The organism is Streptomyces sp. NPDC001904, assembly GCF_040297005.1.
Classification (GTDB): Bacteria; Actinomycetota; Actinomycetes; order Streptomycetales; family Streptomycetaceae; genus Streptomyces.
In genome coordinates this window covers 161496-176570 of the sequence record NZ_JBEOYI010000004.1, presented here as the reverse complement: position 1 = coordinate 176570, position 15075 = coordinate 161496, and the positions used below count along the sequence as shown (strand labels likewise).

At 72.4% G+C, this 15075-nt stretch carries 13 protein-coding genes; 9 read left to right on the top strand and 4 right to left on the bottom strand.

The window, feature by feature from the left end:
• Positions 1–60 precede the first annotated feature (60 nt).
• The 7 genes from ABT127_RS07885 to ABT127_RS07855 are packed head-to-tail and all read left to right on the top strand — an operon-like array spanning position 61 to position 8855.
• Positions 61–1347, top strand: a complete 1287-nt coding sequence (locus ABT127_RS07885; RefSeq protein ID WP_351445737.1) for an ABC transporter substrate-binding protein — start codon at positions 61–63, stop codon at positions 1345–1347.
• Between the two features lie 43 nt (positions 1348–1390).
• A complete protein-coding gene (locus ABT127_RS07880; RefSeq protein ID WP_351445735.1) occupies positions 1391–2332 on the top strand; it encodes a carbohydrate ABC transporter permease in 942 nt (313 codons plus the stop codon).
• A 20-nt stretch (positions 2333–2352) separates the two neighbouring features.
• Positions 2353–3210 (top strand): carbohydrate ABC transporter permease, encoded by an 858-nt coding sequence (locus ABT127_RS07875; RefSeq protein WP_351445733.1) that lies wholly within the window; start codon positions 2353–2355, stop codon positions 3208–3210.
• Entirely contained in the window at positions 3207–4229 is a 1023-nt protein-coding gene (locus ABT127_RS07870; RefSeq protein ID WP_351445731.1) for a LacI family DNA-binding transcriptional regulator, read from the top strand. Before ABT127_RS07875 ends, ABT127_RS07870 begins: the two co-directional genes overlap by 4 nt.
• Positions 4230–4264: 35 nt before the next feature.
• Positions 4265–6199 carry a glycoside hydrolase 5 family protein gene (locus ABT127_RS07865; RefSeq protein ID WP_351445729.1) on the top strand — a complete coding sequence of 645 codons (1935 nt, stop codon included), beginning with the start codon at positions 4265–4267 and terminating at the stop codon, positions 6197–6199.
• Positions 6196–8469, top strand: coding sequence for a glycoside hydrolase family 3 N-terminal domain-containing protein (locus tag ABT127_RS07860; RefSeq protein WP_351445727.1), 2274 nt, complete (start codon positions 6196–6198; stop codon positions 8467–8469). Before ABT127_RS07865 ends, ABT127_RS07860 begins: the two co-directional genes overlap by 4 nt.
• Positions 8470–8474: 5 nt before the next feature.
• On the top strand, positions 8475–8855 hold the full coding sequence (locus ABT127_RS07855; protein WP_351445725.1) for a YchJ family protein: 381 nt from the start codon (positions 8475–8477) through the stop codon (positions 8853–8855).
• A 212-nt stretch (positions 8856–9067) separates the two neighbouring features.
• Here ABT127_RS07855 and ABT127_RS07850 read toward each other — a convergent pair whose 3' ends face one another.
• Positions 9068–9769, bottom strand: a complete 702-nt coding sequence (locus tag ABT127_RS07850; protein WP_351445723.1) for a FadR/GntR family transcriptional regulator — start codon at positions 9767–9769, stop codon at positions 9068–9070.
• A 130-nt stretch (positions 9770–9899) separates the two neighbouring features.
• Here ABT127_RS07850 and ABT127_RS07845 point away from each other — a divergent pair, with 130 nt between their 5' ends.
• Both ABT127_RS07845 and ABT127_RS07840 read left to right on the top strand, forming a co-directional pair.
• Positions 9900–10424: a gluconokinase gene (locus ABT127_RS07845; protein WP_351445721.1), complete on the top strand. Its 525-nt coding sequence runs from the start codon at positions 9900–9902 to the stop codon at positions 10422–10424.
• Positions 10425–10490: 66 nt separating this feature from the next.
• A complete protein-coding gene (locus tag ABT127_RS07840; protein ID WP_351445719.1) occupies positions 10491–11897 on the top strand; it encodes a GntT/GntP/DsdX family permease in 1407 nt (468 codons plus the stop codon).
• A gap of 78 nt (positions 11898–11975) precedes the next feature.
• On the opposite strand, the gene ABT127_RS07835 is transcribed toward ABT127_RS07840, so the two are convergent.
• From ABT127_RS07835 to ABT127_RS07825, 3 genes are all read right to left on the bottom strand, one after another.
• Positions 11976–12584 (bottom strand): cytochrome b/b6 domain-containing protein, encoded by a 609-nt coding sequence (locus ABT127_RS07835; RefSeq protein ID WP_351445717.1) that lies wholly within the window; start codon positions 12582–12584, stop codon positions 11976–11978.
• Positions 12568–13221 carry a molybdopterin-dependent oxidoreductase gene (locus ABT127_RS07830; protein WP_351446234.1) on the bottom strand — a complete coding sequence of 218 codons (654 nt, stop codon included), beginning with the start codon at positions 13219–13221 and terminating at the stop codon, positions 12568–12570. Before ABT127_RS07830 ends, ABT127_RS07835 begins: the two co-directional genes overlap by 17 nt.
• A 251-nt stretch (positions 13222–13472) precedes the next feature.
• Positions 13473–15011: an APC family permease gene (locus tag ABT127_RS07825; protein ID WP_351445715.1), complete on the bottom strand. Its 1539-nt coding sequence runs from the start codon at positions 15009–15011 to the stop codon at positions 13473–13475.
• Between the last annotated feature and the right edge of the window lie 64 nt (positions 15012–15075).

The following is a 15075-nucleotide window of genomic DNA, read 5'->3' as shown; positions in this document are numbered from 1 at the left end:
CACCCCCGCAGGTATATCGATTAACCATCCCCCGGTTGGAGACATACCGCTGTGCCCGCTGTGCGCTCAACGACAAGTCGGCGTGCCCTTCTCGCCGCCGGTGGCTCCCTCGCAGCCGCTTCCGCCCTGCCCGCCCTGTCCGGCTGCTCCTCCCTCGCCGCCGCCGCCGACGACCCCGACACCCTCGTGGTGCACAGCCAGCTCGGCACCACGGCTCCGGGCTCTCCCACGTATCTCGCGGCCCTCGACCGGTTCCGCGACGAGACGGGCCTGAAGGTCCGCAACCTCGTCAACGGCGACGACCTCGCGCAGGTCTACGAGACCTCACGGCTGGCCCGCAAGGAGCCGGACGTCGTCATGGTCAACCTGTACGACAAGACGCTGGCCTGGACGGACGTCGGCGCCACGGTCGACGTCAAGGGCTACCTGGACGACTGGGGGCTGCGCGAGCGGGTGCGGGACGTGGCGCTCGACGCCTGGACCGACGCCAAGGGCCGGCTGCGCGCCTTCCCGTACTTCGCCACGAACTGGCCGGTGGCCTTCAACCGCACGCTGCTCGACCGGGCCGGCGTCGGCCGGGTACCCGTCACCGGCGACGAACTGATCGGCGCCGCACGGAAGTTGCGCGGCAAGGGCCTCTCCCCCGTCACCGTCGGCGGCAACGACTGGACCGGGCAGAAGCTGCTCGCCCAGGTCATCCAGACCTTCCTGAGCCAGGACGAGGCCCGGCACGTCTACACGACAGGCGACTTCAGCGGGCGGAACGCGCGCCGGGGCATCGAGTACTTCGTGGAGCTGCGCGACGCGGGCGTCTTCACCGACAAGGCGCAGGGCCTGACCTCGGACACGATGACGACGCAGTTCAACACGCAGGCGGCGGCGATGCAGTCCGCGATGTCGTCGGCGCTCGCGAAGGTCCCCGACGCGGTGGCCCGCCACACGGACGTGGGCGGCTGGCCACTGGCGCCGGGCGCGGCGCACGACAAGCCGACGATCATCCGCACGTACACCCTGATCGGCTTCTGGATCAGCCCGAACGGCACGAAGAAGATCGACGCCGTCGAGAAGTTCCTGAAGTTCTTCTACCGCGAGGACACCGTCGCCCGGTTCGTCAAGGAGGCGGGCCGGGACATGGCGTTGCGCTCGGACGCGGTGAGCACGGGCTTCCCGCTGGTGGCGGCGGCGCAGCGGCTCGGCGGGGACGTGAGCGAGGTGCTGCTGCCGGACGTGTACGTGCCGCCCGCGGCGAGCCAGCCGCTGATCACCGCGACGAGCACGTCCTTCACGCGCGGCACGAGCGCGGCGAAGGTCCGCTCCGTCCTGGAAGCCGCGTACCGCGGCGTCTGACCGCCCGCCCCTCTTCTTCTCCTCCTTCGCAAGGGAGTCGTTCATGGCGACTACGACGTCCACGGCGGCGAGCGGCACGGCGGTCCGCCGCCCCGTCCCGCCCTCCCCCGCGCCCGGCGCCCGCCCGCGCCGCCAGGGCGGCACGGTCCTCGCGCTGCCCGCGCTCATCTGGTACCTGGTGTTCATGGTCGGCCCGCTGGTCGCCATCTTCGTGGTGGCGGCGCTGCACTGGCCGGGCATGCTCCAGCCGGTGTCGTTCGCCGGGTTCGACAACGTACGGACCGTCTTCGCCGACCCCGTGTTCTGGGACGCCGTGCGGAACACGGCCGTTCAACTGGCCGTCGCCGTCCCCGTGATGGTGGTCTGCGCGTACATGGTCGGCTACTACGTGGCGCAGCGCCCGCCCGGCCATCGCGTCATCCGGTACCTGCTCTTCATCCCCGGGCTGATCTCGACCCCGGCCAAGGCGATGGTCTTCTACGCGGCCCTCTCCCCCGACGGGCTGCTCAACGGCGGCCTGAAGGCGGTCGGGCTCGGCTCGCTGACCGACGCCTGGCTGGCCTCGCCGTCGACGGCGCTGGCCTGTCTGATCGCCCTCGACATCTGGGCCGGGATCGGCTTCACGGCGGTGCTGTTCGCGGCCCGGCTCGGCAGTGTGCCGGAGGAGCTGGGCGAGGCGGCGCAGCTGGACGGGGCCGGGCACTGGCGGGCCATGTGGCGCATCCACTTCCCGGTGATCCGCGACTACGTGGGCGTGGTGACGATGCTGCAGTTCCTGTGGACGCTGTTCGGGTCCGCGCAGCACGTGCTGCTGCTCACCCAGGGCGGGCCGGGCAGTTCGTCGACGACGCTGTCGTTCCTCGTCTACCAGAAGGCGTTCATCGCGGCGGACCTCGGCTACAGCCAGACCGTCGGCGTCCTCCTCTTCCTCGTCGGCCTCGCCGGGCTGCTCGCCATCCGGCGGGCGTTCCGCCAGAGCTACTGAACCGATCGGAGCCGTACGTCATGAAGTCCCCGGTCCGTACGCAGCCCCGGTCGAGGTTCGGCCGCTCGTGGCTGCCCGCGCACATCCTGGTGTGGCTGTACGCGGTGCTTCTGGTCATCCCGCTGTACTACTTCGTCGCCTCGGCGTTCAAGACGAACGACGAGATCTTCGCGCAGCCCTTCGCGCTGCCGTCGTCGTTCTCGCTCCACAACTTCTCGACGGCGTTCACCAGCGCCCATCTGGGCCTCGCGGTGGTCAACTCCGCGCTGGTGACGGTGTTCTCGCTGGCGCTGACGCTGCTCCTCGCGATCCCGGCCGCGTTCGCGCTCGCCCGTTCGACGGGACGCCTCGCGTCGGCGGTGGAGAAGGTGTTCTCGCTCGGGTTCCTGATCCCGACGTTCGCCGCGCTGTTCCCGACGTTCCTGCTGGCCGCCGCGACCGGGCTGTTCCACACCCGGATCTTCATGGTGCTGTTCCTCCCCGCGACGGCGATGCCGCTGTCCGTGGTGATCCTGGTGCAGTTCATGCGGGCGATCCCGAAGGAGATGGAGGAGGCGGCCCGGCTCGACGGCGCCTCCACCTTCGCGGTGCTGCGGCACGTCTACACGCCGATGTGCCTGCCCGGCATCGCGACGGTCCTGCTGCTGAACTTCCTGACGTTCTGGAACGAGTACCTGTACTCCCTCGTCATCATCGGCCCCGACCCGGCGCAGCGCACGGTGCAGGTCGCCCTGCCCACCCTGAAGGCCATCACGGGCACCGACTACGGCGTCCTCACGGCCGGGACCGTCCTGACCCTGGTCCCGGTGTGGGTGGTCTATACGGTGCTGCAGAAGCGGATGCAGCAGGCACTGGTGAGTGGGGCGGTGAAGATGTGAGCGGGGCGAAGGCAGGTGCGCGGCCGACCATCAAGGCGGTGGCGGCGGCCGCCGGGGTGTCGACGGCGGCCGTGTCGCAGGCGTTCAACGACAAGGGGCGGCTTGCCGACGCGACCCGGCAGCGGATCCTCGCGGCGGCGCTCGACCTGGGCTGGTCGCCGAGTGCGTCGGCGACGGCGCTGCGCAGCGCGCGGACCCGGACGCTGGCGCTCGTGGTGCGCAGGCCGACCGATGTGCTGGGCGCCGACCCGCACTTCGGCGAGCTGATCACCGGTATCGAGGGCGAGCTGGCGCCGCGCGGGTACGGCCTGCTGCTGCACCTGGTGGCGGACGTCGCCGAGGAGGGCGCGCTGTACGAGCGGCTCGCCGCCGAGAAACGGGTGGACGGTGCGGTCCTCACCGACGCGCGGGCCGAGGATCCGCGCCCGGCGCTGCTCGCCCGGCTCGGGCTGCCCGCGGTGCTGCTCGGCGCGCCCACGCCGGGGGTGCCGGTGGTCGGACTCGCCGACCAGGGCGCCGGTGTGCGGGAAGTCGCCGCGCATCTACGGGAGTTGGGGCACCGCCGGATCGCGTACGTCGCGGGCCCCGCCGAGCTCCAGCACACCCGGCTGCGGCTCGCCGCGTTCGAGGAGGCGCTGGGGTTCGCGCCCTCGGCGGTCCTGCACACCGACTTCAGCGAGGCGGCGGCCGTCGCCGCGACCGAGGAGCTGCTCGCCCTGGCCGACCGGCCGACGGCCCTCGTCTACGCCAACGACTCGATGGCGGTGTGCGGGATCGGCACCGCCCAGCGCGCCGGACTGCGCGTGCCCGAGGACCTGTCGGTCGTCGGCTACGACAACCTGCCGCTCGGCCGCTGGCTGCACCCGCGGCTGACCACGGTCGACCAGCAGGTGCAGCGGGTCGGCGCCGCCGCCGCGCGGGCGCTGCTCGCCCGGTGCGGCGAGGACGTGCCCGACACACCGCTCGACGGGCGGCCCGAGCTGGTCGTCCGCGCGTCGACCGGCCCCTCGACCGCCTGACCATCAACAGCACTGCAACGGAGCTACGTACCACCATGCGACGCCACAGCGCCCACCTGACCCACGACGCCGCCGTCCTGCCCTGGCTCGGTGCCAACTTCTGGTCCCGTACCGGCGGGCCCCTGATGTGGCGCGACTACGACCCGAAGGTGGTGCGCGAGGAGCTGGCTTCCTTGCGCGAGCACGGCCTGAACATGACCCGCTCGTTCTTCTACTGGCCGGACTTCCACCCCGAACCGCACCGGATCGACGAGGAGTTGTGCGAACGGTTCCACGACTTCCTCGACGCCCACCAGGAGTTGGGGATGGGCACGGTGCCCACGTTCATCGTCGGGCACATGTCGGGCGAGAACTGGGACCCGGCGTGGCGCGGCGGCCGCGATCTGTACGAGGACGTGTGGATGGTGGGCCGCCAGGCGTGGTTCGCCTCCCAGATGACCCGCCGGTTCAAGGACCACGCGGCCGTGACCGGCTGGCTGATCACGAACGAGATGCCGGGCTACGGCCGGATCTACCAGGTCGACCCGCCGCACAGCGACGTCGTCACCGCGTGGGCGCAGTCGATGTGCAACGCGGTGCGCGCGGCCGGCGCCACTCAGCCCGTCTCGCTCGGCGACGGCGCCTGGGGCATCGAGGTGACGGGCCGCGACAACGGCTTCTCGCTGCGCGACACCGCCGAGTACGTGGACTTCGTGGGCCCGCACGTCTACCGCTCCGACACCGACCGGGCCCGCCAGCACTACCGGGCGGCCTTCGAGTGCGAGCTGGCGTCGGTGACCGGCCAGCCGGTCGTCCTGGAGGAGTTCGGCCTCTCCACGGACACCGTGTCCGACGCGAACGCGGGCGTGTACTACCGCCAGGCCTTGCACAACTCGCTGCTCGGCGGCGCGACGGGCTGGATCGCCTGGAACAACACCGACTACGACGACCTGTGGGACCGGTCCCCGTACGACCACCATCCGTTCGAGATGCACTTCGGCATCACGGACAGCACCGGCGCCCCGAAGGCGCCCCTGCGCGAGCTGGCCGCCTTCGCCGAGGTGCTGAAGGACGTCGACTTCGCGCGCTGCCGTCGCGCGGACGCGGACGCGGCGTTCGTCGTCCCCGCCTTCCTGGAGCGCGGCTACCCGTACAGCCGGCCCGCCGACCGCCCGCTCATCTTCAGCTCGCTGCACCAGGGGTACGTGGCCGCGCGCGCCGCCGACCTGCCGGCCGCGCTGACCCGGGAGGCGGACGGGATCACGGACGACGTGCGGCTGTATCTGCTGCCCGCCACCCGGCAGTTGACGACCCGGACCACGCGGGCGCTGCGCCGCAGGGCCGAGGAGGGTGCCACGGTGTACCTGTCGTTCTGCTCGGGCGAGCACCCGGGCACGCGCGGGCCGTGGTTCGACGACCTGGACGGGCTGTTCGGGGTCGAGCAGCAGCTCTCGTACGGAGTGGCGGAGCCGATCGAGGACGACACCCTGGAGCTGACGTTCCGGGAGGACTTCGGCGGCATCACGGCCGGTCAGACGCTGCGCTTCCCGGTCGCGGGCAACGAGGACAGCCGCGCCTACCTGCCGGTGGTCCCGAGGGACGCGCGGGTCGTCGCGGTGGACGGGCACGGCCGCCCGGCGCTGCTGTGCCGCGAGACCGGGCACGGCCGCACGGTGCTCGCCACGTACCCCCTGGAGCACATGGCGGCGCGCACGGCGCGGGTCAACCCGGAGCAGACGCACCGGCTGTACGCGGCGCTGGCCGAGGTCGCCGGGGTGGCGCGGCCGGTGACGGTCGACTCGCCGTTCGTCGGCGCGGACGTGCTGGAGCACGAGGACGGCCGCCGGTTCGTGTGGCTGGTCAGCCAGGACGACGCGGAGCTGACGGTGTCCCCCCGGGCGGCGGGCACCCTGCACGACCTGGCGACGGGCGAGCCGGTCGACGAGGTGACCCTGGGCGCCTTCGGCGTGCGGGTGCTGGAACTGCGATGAGCGTGCCGGTGTACCGGGACCCGGCCGCGCCGGTCGCGGACCGGGTGCGGGACCTGCTCGGCCGGATGACGCTCGCCGAGAAGGTCGGGCAGGTCAATCAGCGGCTGTACGGCTGGGACGCGTACGCGCGCACGGCGGACGGGGCGTTCGGGCTGACGGAGACGTTCCGTGCGGAGGTCGCCGCGTACGACGGGATGGGCGCCCTGTACGGGTTGCAGCGCGCCGATCCGTGGTCGGGCGTGACCTTCGCGGACGGGATCACGGCGGCGGACGCGGCCGCAGTCGCCGACGCGGTGCAGCGGCACGTCGTCGAGGGGACGCGGCTGGGCGTCCCGGTCCTGATGGTCGAGGAGGTGCCGCACGGGCATCAGGCGCTGGACGGCACGGTCCTGCCGGTGAATCTGGCGGTCGGCGCCTCCTGGGATCCCGGCCTGTACGAGGAGGCGGCCGCCGCCGCTGCCGCCGAACTCCGGGCGCGCGGCGGGCATGTGGCGCTGGTCTCGGCGCTCGACCTGGTGCGCGACCCGCGCTGGGGGCGCGCCGAGGAGTGCTTCGGCGAGGACCCCTACCTGGCCGCCCGGTTCACCGAGGCACTGGTGCGGGGGATGCGCTCGGAGGGCGTCGGTGTCGTGCTGAAGCACTTCGCCGGGCAGGGCGCGACGGTCGGGGGCCGCAACAGCGCGGCGACGGAGCTGGGGGCTCGCGAGCTGCACGAGGTGCATCTGGCGGCGGCCCGTGCGGGTGTGCGGGCCGGAGCGGCCGGGGTGATGGCCGCGTACAACGAGTTCGACGGCCTGCCGTGCGCGGCGAACCCGTACCTTCTCACCGAACTGCTGCGGGACCGCTGGGAGTTCGACGGGATCGTGATGGCGGACGGCTGCGCCCTCGACCGGCTGGCGCGGCTGGCCGGGGATCCGGTGGCGGCGGGTGCGGCGGCCCTCGCGGCCGGGACCGATCTGAGCCTGTGGGACGGCGCGTTCCCCCGGCTCGGCGAGGCGATCGGGCGCGGCCTGGTGTCCGAGGCAACGCTCGACACGGCGGTGGCCCGGGTGCTCACCCTCAAGTTCCGGCTCGGCCTCTTCGAGAACCCGTACGTGGGCGAGCGCGAACCCCGCCGGGATGCACGGGAGTTGAGCGAGCGGCTGGCCCGTGCCTCGGTGACCCTCCTCGGTCACGACACCCGGACGCTGCCGCTCGGCCCCGGCGTACGCCGGATCGCGGTGATCGGTCCGAACGCGGACTCGGTACCGCAGCAGATCGGCGACTACACGGCGCCGCAGCGCCCCGGCACCGGTGTCACGGTGCTCGACGGGATCCGGGCCGCCGCCGGTCCGGACCGCGAGGTGACGTACGCGCGCGGCTGCGAGCTGGTCGGCGCCGATCCGTCCGGGCAGGCCGCCGCCGTGGCCGCGGCGGCGGGCGCGGACGTGGCGGTGCTCGTGCTCGGCGGGTCGAGCGCCCGGGAGGCGGACACCCGGTTCGAGGCGAACGGCGCGGCCGTCGTCACGTCGGGCAACCCGGCCGGCATGACGTGCGGCGAGGGCGTCGACCTCGCGGACCTCGCCCTCCCCGAGGCACAGTCGGCGCTGTTCGACGCCGTCGCCGCGACCGGGGTGCCGGTCGTCGTGGTCCTGCTGCAGGGCCGCCCGCACGCGCTGCCGGAACGGTTCGGACGGGCGGCGGGCGTGCTGTGCGCGTGGTACCCGGGGCCGTGGGGCGGGCGCGCCGTCGCCGACGTGCTGTTCGGGGCCGTGGCGCCCTCGGGGCGGCTGCCGGTGTCGGTGCCCCGTTCGGCGGCGCAGCTCCCCGTCTTCTACAACGGCAAGGACCACGGCTACCGCGGCTACGTCGACCAGCCGGCGACGGCCCGGCACGCGTTCGGGCACGGCCTGTCGTCCGGCACGGTCGAGTACGGCGTTCCGCGTCTGAGCCGGTCCACCGTGTCCACCGCGGATCCCTCGGTGACCTGCACGGTGGCCGTCGCGCACACGGGCGGGGCCGCCGTGCGGGAGACGGTGCAGCTGTACGTGCGCAGGCGGTCGGGGGGCTCGTCGTGGCCTCGGGTGCGGGAGCTGCGCGGGTTCGTCCAGGTGGATCTCGGGCCGGGTGAGCGCCGCGAGGTGGTCTTCGAGGTGGGCGCCGCGACGCTCGCCTCGGTCGGGCGGGATCTGGAACTCACTGTCGAGCCGGGCGAGTTGGTGCTGGAGACCGGGCCGGCCTCCGATCGCACCCGGGGCGCGGAGCTGACCGTGGTCCGGGGCATATCGTGAACCCCATGTCACGCACTGCCCCCACCTGCCCCTGCGGGCTCCCGCAGGCCTACGAGAACTGCTGCGGCCGGTACCACTCCGGCAAGGCCGCCGCGCCCACCGCCGAGGCCCTGATGCGGTCGCGGTACGCCGCCTTCGTCCGGCAGGACGGTCCGTATCTGCTGCGCACCTGGCACCCGGACACGCGGCCGCCGGTGATCGACTTCGACGATGCGCCGCGGTGGACCGGGCTGGAGATTCTGGACGCCTCGGACGGCTCGGCGTTCCATCAGCGCGGCACTGTCACGTTCCGGGCCCGCTATCAGGGCGGGGCGCTGCACGAGCGCAGCCGGTTCGTACGGGTGGACGGCGCCTGGGTCTATGTGGACGGCGACTTCATCGAGTAGGTCTCGTCGACGGGTGCGGGCCGGTGGGGCTTCTCGCGCAGTTCCCCGCGCCCCTGAGGCAGGCGCTTCGCGCCGCCTCCCCTTGAGGCTGCGCTTCGCGCGCCTCTTCGCCGAGAGGGCCGCGCCTCAGGTGATGAGATGGTGCACGCAGTGCGCATCTCAGGGGCGCGGGGAACTGCGCGGCCAGCCACGACGGTGGCGCACCCGGACGATCAGGGTGCCAGGATGTCCAGTTCCTGCAAGGCGCCCTCGGCGATCTCGCGGGTGAGGGCCTCGGCGCGCCCCGCGTCCCCCTCGCGCACGGCGTCGGCGACCCGTACGTGCAGCGTGACCGCCGCCGGGTCCGGGTCCTCGAACATGACCTGGTGATGGGTGCGGCCCGAGAGCACCTCGGCGACCAGGTCGCCGAGGTGGGCGAACATCTCGTTGCCGGAGGCGTTGAGCACCGTGCGGTGGAACTCGATGTCGTGGACCAGGTACTTCTCCAGCTGCTGGCCGCGTGAGGTGGCCACCATGCCGAGCGCGCACTCGGTGAGCCGCGCGCACTGCCCGGCCGTGGCGTACCGGGCGGCGAGCCCCGCCGCCACCGGCTCCACCGCGGACCGCAGCACGGTGAGCGAGCGCAGCTGGCGGGGCCGGTCGGTGCCGGCCAGGCGCCAGCGGATGACCCGGGGGTCGTAGACGTTCCACTCCGGTGCGGGCAGCACCGTCACGCCCACCCGGCGGCGCGAGGTCACGAGGTTCATCGACTCCAGGACCCGGACCGCCTCGCGCATCACCGAACGCGACACCTCGAACCGCTGCGCCAGCTCGTCCGTGCGCAGCACGCTCCCCGCGGGGTACTCCCCCGCGGTGATCGCGGGACCGAGGCTGTCGAGTACACGGGCGTGCAGCCCTCGGTCCTGAGTGGTCATGGGAAAAGACTAGCCCGGCCCTCAAAGGTCTGACTTATAGATCACACCCTCTTGAATTTGTCGGACCTATTGAGTTTGAGTGTCGTACAACAGCGATGTCGATGAAGACAGACAGCGAGGCAGCACAGCGATGAGCACCCCCCATGTCGTCGTGGTCATGGGCGTGGCAGGCACCGGCAAGACGACGATCGGTCCCCTGCTCGCCGAACGGCTCGGCGTTCCCTACGCCGAGGGCGACGACTTCCACCCCGAGGCCAACATCGCCAAGATGTCGGCCGGCACCCCGCTGACCGACGAGGACCGCTGGCCCTGGCTGGACGCCATCGGCCAGTGGGCGCACGGCCGGGCGGGGCTCGGCGGGGTGGCCTCCAGCTCCGCGCTCAAGCGGGCCTATCGCGACCGGCTGCGGGCCGCGGCCCCCGGCGTCGTCTTCGTCCACCTGACCGGCGACCGCGCGCTCATCGAGGACCGCATGTCGCACCGGCAGGGCCACTTCATGCCGACCGCGCTGCTCGACTCGCAGTTCGCCACGCTGCAGCCCCTCGGGCCGGACGAGGCGGGCGTCGAGGTCGACGTCGCGGGCTCCCCCGAGGAGATCGCCGACCGGGCCGTGCTGGCCCTGGACGGGCTCGGCTCCGCCCCCACGGACCAGTAGGGCCCGCACCGCTCCCCCGTAGCCCCCCACTCTCCCCTCCCCCCATCCACGTACAAGGGATCAGACGTGACCAGTCTCAGCGTCGAGATGCTGGCAGCGGACACCGTCGAGCCGATCACCTCCGCTGGCCATGCCCAGCTCGGGATCGCCGTGCTCGCCGGCATCGCCGTCATCGTCCTGCTCATCACGAAGTTCAAGGTCCACGCCTTCCTGGCGCTGACCATCGGTTCGCTCGCGCTCGGCGCGTTCGCCGGGGCACCGCTCGACAAGGTGATCACCAGCTTCAGCGGCGGACTCGGCTCCACCGTGGCCGGTGTCGGTGTGCTGATCGCGCTCGGCGCGATCCTCGGCAAGCTGCTCGCCGACTCCGGCGGCGCGGACCAGATCGTCGACACGATCCTGGCCAAGGCCGGGAAGTCCGGCGGCAAGGCCATGCCGTGGGCGATGGTCCTCATCGCCGCCGTGATCGGCCTGCCGCTCTTCTTCGAGGTCGGCATCGTGCTGCTGATCCCGGTCGTGCTGATGGTCGCCAAGCGCGGCAACTACTCGCTGATGCGCATCGGCATCCCGGCCCTCGCCGGTCTGTCGGTCATGCACGGTCTGATCCCGCCGCACCCCGGCCCGCTCGTCGCGATCGACGCGGTCCACGCCAACCTCGGCATCACCCTCGCGCTCGGCATCGTCGTCGCGATCCCGACCGTGATCATCGCCGGTCCGGTCTTCTCGAAGTACGCCGCCAAGTGGGTCGACGTCTCCGCGCCGGACAAGATGATCCCGGCCCGCGCCTCCGAGCAGCTGGAGCGGCGCCCGAGCTTCGGTGCCGCGGTGGTCACCATCCTGCTGCCGGTCGTGATGATGCTGGCCAAGGCCCTGGTCGACATCGTCGTGGACGACCCCGACGCCACCGTCCAGCGCGTCTTCGACGTCATCGGCAACCCGCTGACGGCCCTGCTCGTCGCCGTCGTCGTCGGCATGTTCACCCTCGGCCGGCCCGCCGGGTTCACCAAGGGCAAGCTGCAGGAGACCACCGAGAAGTCCCTCGCCCCGATCGCCGGTGTGCTCCTCATCGTCGGCGCGGGCGGCGGCTTCAAGCAGACGCTGATCGACTCCGGTGTCGGCCAGATGGTCCTGGACATCTCCAAGGACTGGTCGATCCCGACGCTGCTGCTCGCCTGGCTGATCGCGGTCGTCATCCGTCTCGCCACCGGCTCGGCCACCGTCGCGACGGTCTCCGCCGCCGGACTCGTCGCACCCCTCGCGGCCGGGATGACCGACACCCACACGGCGCTGCTCGTCCTCGCGATCGGCGCGGGCTCGCTCTTCTTCAGCCATGTCAACGACGCCGGGTTCTGGCTGGTCAAGGAGTACTTCGGGCTCAGCGTCGGGCAGACCGTGAAGACCTGGTCGCTGATGGAGACGATCATCTCCGTGGTCGCCGGTGGCCTGGTGCTGCTGTTGTCGCTGGTCCTGTAGCGGCAGGCGGTTTTCCGGAGGGCGGTCCGTTCCCGTACGGGCCGCCCTCTCGCGTACGCGCGGCCGGTCACCGGATCGTCAGGGGAGCCACTCGCCGTGTTCCCGCTCCGCCCACTCCCGGCGTACGAAGCCGGTGCGCATCCCCGCCCGGGACTCCGGGTCGGCGACGGCCATCCCGATGTGCCCGGCGACGACGATGCCGAGCGCGAGGGCGAGCCAGTCGTGCACGAAGGTGCCGCCGGTGCGCCAGGCCAGCGGCGCGAGACGGGTGAACCACATCAGCAGGCCGGTGCCGAGCATCACCAGGACGGCGCCGGCCAGCCAGGACGCCCACAGCTTCTGGCCCGCATTGAACTTCCCCGCCGGGCGCGGTCCCGGCCGGCGCCGCACCGCCGCCCGCAGCCACACCCTGTCGCGGCTGCCGAACCGGTTGAGGCGGCGCAGGTCCGCGCGGAAGGCACGGGAGGCGAGGCCGAGCAGGAACGGGGCCGGCAGCAGCAGCCCCGACCATTCGTGGACCGTGACGACGAGTGCGCGGCGCCCGACGAGTTCGGCGAGCTGCGGTAGGTACAGGCAGGCCGCGCTGGCCACGCACAGGCCCATCAGGGCGGCCGTCGTGCGGTGCACCCACCGCTCGGCCGGGGTGAACCGCCGTACGCGGTCGGCGGGTTCAGCCGGTGGGTGCATCGCCCCGCCCGTTCGACCTGCCGACCCAGGCGTCGACGTCGTAACCACGGTCCTCCCAGTAGCCGGGCCGCACCTCGTCGGTCACGGTGATGCCGGAGAGCCACTTCGCCGATTTGTAGAAGTACATGGGCGCCACGTAGAGCCGCACCGGGCCGCCGTGGGTGTGTCCGAGGTCCTTGTCCTGCATGCGCAGCGCCACCAGGACGTCGTCGCGGCGGGCCTGTTGGAGGGTGAGGCTCTCGCTGTACGCGCCGTCGAAGCAGGTCAGCCGGACGGCCTTGGCGGTCGGGCGGACCCCGGCGGCGGCCAGGATCCGGGAGAGCCGCACGCCCTCGAACGGGGTGCTCGGCACCCGCCAGCCCGTGACGCACTGGACGTCGCGCACCAGCCGCGTCTGGGGCAGGGCCCGCAGCTCCGGGAGGGTGTAGGCGGTGGGGCGGTCGACGAGGCCGTCGACCGTGAGCCGGTAGTTCCGCTCGTCCTTGTGCGGGACGGAGGCGGTGACGGAGTAGTAGCGGAAGCCGCCGCCGGCCGGGAGCAGGCCCGTGACGCCGGTGGGGTCCTTCGAGGTGACGCTCTCCACGGCGCGCTGGAGGGCGGGGGCCGCGGCGACGCCGAGGGCGCCGGCGCCGAGCATGCCGATGATGAGGCGCCGGCCCACCGGGGTGCCGGGTTCTTCGTCCGTGCCTGGGTCGTCGTGCGGGTCCACGTCATGATTCGAGCACGTGCGGCCCGGCCGGGACCAGGGTTCCGGCCGGGCCGTCCGCGTTCCGTCACTTTTTGCGGGCCGCCCAGCGTCGTGGCAGGTGGGCTCTCGTCGGCGGGCGCGGGTTGCGTCGTGGCTGCTCGCGCGGTTCCCCGCACCCCCTGAGGCAGCGGCTTCGCGCTCTACGAGGTGCTCTTCTTCTCCAGCTGGAAGGCCTCGTTGCCCAGGCCGATGCGGGCGTGGGCCGCCGGATTGCGGCGGCGGAGGATCAGGCTGTGGGCCACGCCGGCCAGGGCGGCCAGGAGGATCAGGGCGGGGAGCAGCCAGTTCAGGGACGAGTCGGGGCCGGAGCCCACCAGGACGTCGAAGTCCTTGACCGTGTAGCCCGCGATGACCAGCAGGGCGACGCCCGACACCGCGGAGGCGGCCAGTCGCCAGGCCTGGGCGGCCGCGGCCCCGCGCCGGACGAAGAAGACGATGACCGCGATCGACGCGACGGCCATGAGCAGGATGACGCCGAGGGCGCCCACGTTGCCGCCCCAGGTGAACAGGCGCAGGACCGGCGCCGTCGGGTCGCCCGCGGCGCCGGAGTCGGTGACGGCGAAGGCCACGACGACGAGCGCCGCGATCACCGTCTGCAGCACCGAGCCCGCGCCGGGCGCGCCGCTCGCGCTGTGGGTGCGGCCGAAGACGGCGGGCAGCAGCCCTTCGCGGCCCATGGCGAACGCGTACCGGGCGACGACGTTGTGGAAGCTGAGCATCGCCGCGAACATGCCCGTGATGAACAGGACGTGCACGACGTCCGTGAAGGTGGCGCCGAGCCGGTCCTCGGTGAGGGCGAAGAGCAGGCCCGCCGACTGCTTCCGGGACTGGTCGACGATGCCCGAGGGGCCGGTGGCGACCGTGAGCGCCCAGGAGCTGATCGCGAAGAACACGGCGACGCCGCCCACCGCGAGGTACATCACGCGCGGCACGAGGATGTGCGGGCGGCTGGTCTCCTCCGCGTAGACCGGCGCCTGCTCGAAGCCCGCGAACGCGGCGATGCAGAAGCACAGGGCGGTGCCGACACCGACGCCGGAGAGCGTGTCGGGGTTGAAGGCGTGCAGGGAGACGCCCTCCTTGCCCGGGTCGCCGAGGGCCGCGATGTCGAAGATCACCACGAGGGCGACCTCGATGAGGAGCAGCACGCCGAGCACCCGCGCGTTGATGTCGATCTTCAGCAGTCCGCACACGGCGACCACGGCGACGGCCACCAGCGCCGGGATCCACCAGGCGATCTGCAGGTCGAGGTGTTCCTGGGCCAGGCCGGACACCTCGAAGCCGAAGATCCCGAAGATGCCGACCTGGAAGGAGCTGTACGCGAGGAGGGCGACCAGCGCCGCCGCGGATCCGGCGGTCGGGCCGAGACCGCGGGTGATGTACGCGTAGAACGCGCCGGCGTTGTGCACGTGCCGGCTCATCTCCGCGTAGCCGACGCTGAACAGCGCGAGGACGACGCCGAGCACGAGGAAGAGCAGCGGCTGTCCGACCGCGCCGACCACGGCGAACGTGGTCGGCATGACGCCGGCCACCACCATGAGCGGCGCCGTCGCGGCGAGCACGGAGAGCAGCAGGCCCGCCGTGCCGAGCCGTCCGGCCCGCAGCGCGCTCTCCTCTCCCAGATACGTCGCTATGCCGGGCTCCGGCGCGGTGTCGGTGGTTCTCGAACTGCCCGTGGTCATCGCGGGGGCGTCCCTTCCGATGGATGCTGGCCGTCTGGGGGCTTGCCTTGCCTGCTTGCTGCCT

Bases quoted from the DNA above. Each gene is read 5' to 3' on its own strand.
- ABT127_RS07875 (WP_351445733.1), top strand. From the start codon at position 2,353: ATGAAGTCCCCGGTCCGTACGCAGCCCCGGTCGAGGTTCGGCCGCTCG.
- ABT127_RS07825 (WP_351445715.1), bottom strand. From the start codon at position 15,011: ATGACCACGGGCAGTTCGAGAACCACCGACACCGCGCCGGAGCCCGGC.
- ABT127_RS07830 (WP_351446234.1), bottom strand. From the start codon at position 13,221: ATGCTCGGCGCCGGCGCCCTCGGCGTCGCCGCGGCCCCCGCCCTCCAG.
- ABT127_RS07850 (WP_351445723.1), bottom strand. From the start codon at position 9,769: ATGACCACTCAGGACCGAGGGCTGCACGCCCGTGTACTCGACAGCCTC.
- ABT127_RS07855 (WP_351445725.1), top strand. From the start codon at position 8,475: ATGTCACGCACTGCCCCCACCTGCCCCTGCGGGCTCCCGCAGGCCTAC.
- ABT127_RS07860 (WP_351445727.1), top strand. From the start codon at position 6,196: ATGAGCGTGCCGGTGTACCGGGACCCGGCCGCGCCGGTCGCGGACCGG.
- ABT127_RS07865 (WP_351445729.1), top strand. From the start codon at position 4,265: ATGCGACGCCACAGCGCCCACCTGACCCACGACGCCGCCGTCCTGCCC.
- ABT127_RS07845 (WP_351445721.1), top strand. From the start codon at position 9,900: ATGAGCACCCCCCATGTCGTCGTGGTCATGGGCGTGGCAGGCACCGGC.
- ABT127_RS07835 (WP_351445717.1), bottom strand. From the start codon at position 12,584: ATGCACCCACCGGCTGAACCCGCCGACCGCGTACGGCGGTTCACCCCG.
- ABT127_RS07880 (WP_351445735.1), top strand. From the start codon at position 1,391: ATGGCGACTACGACGTCCACGGCGGCGAGCGGCACGGCGGTCCGCCGC.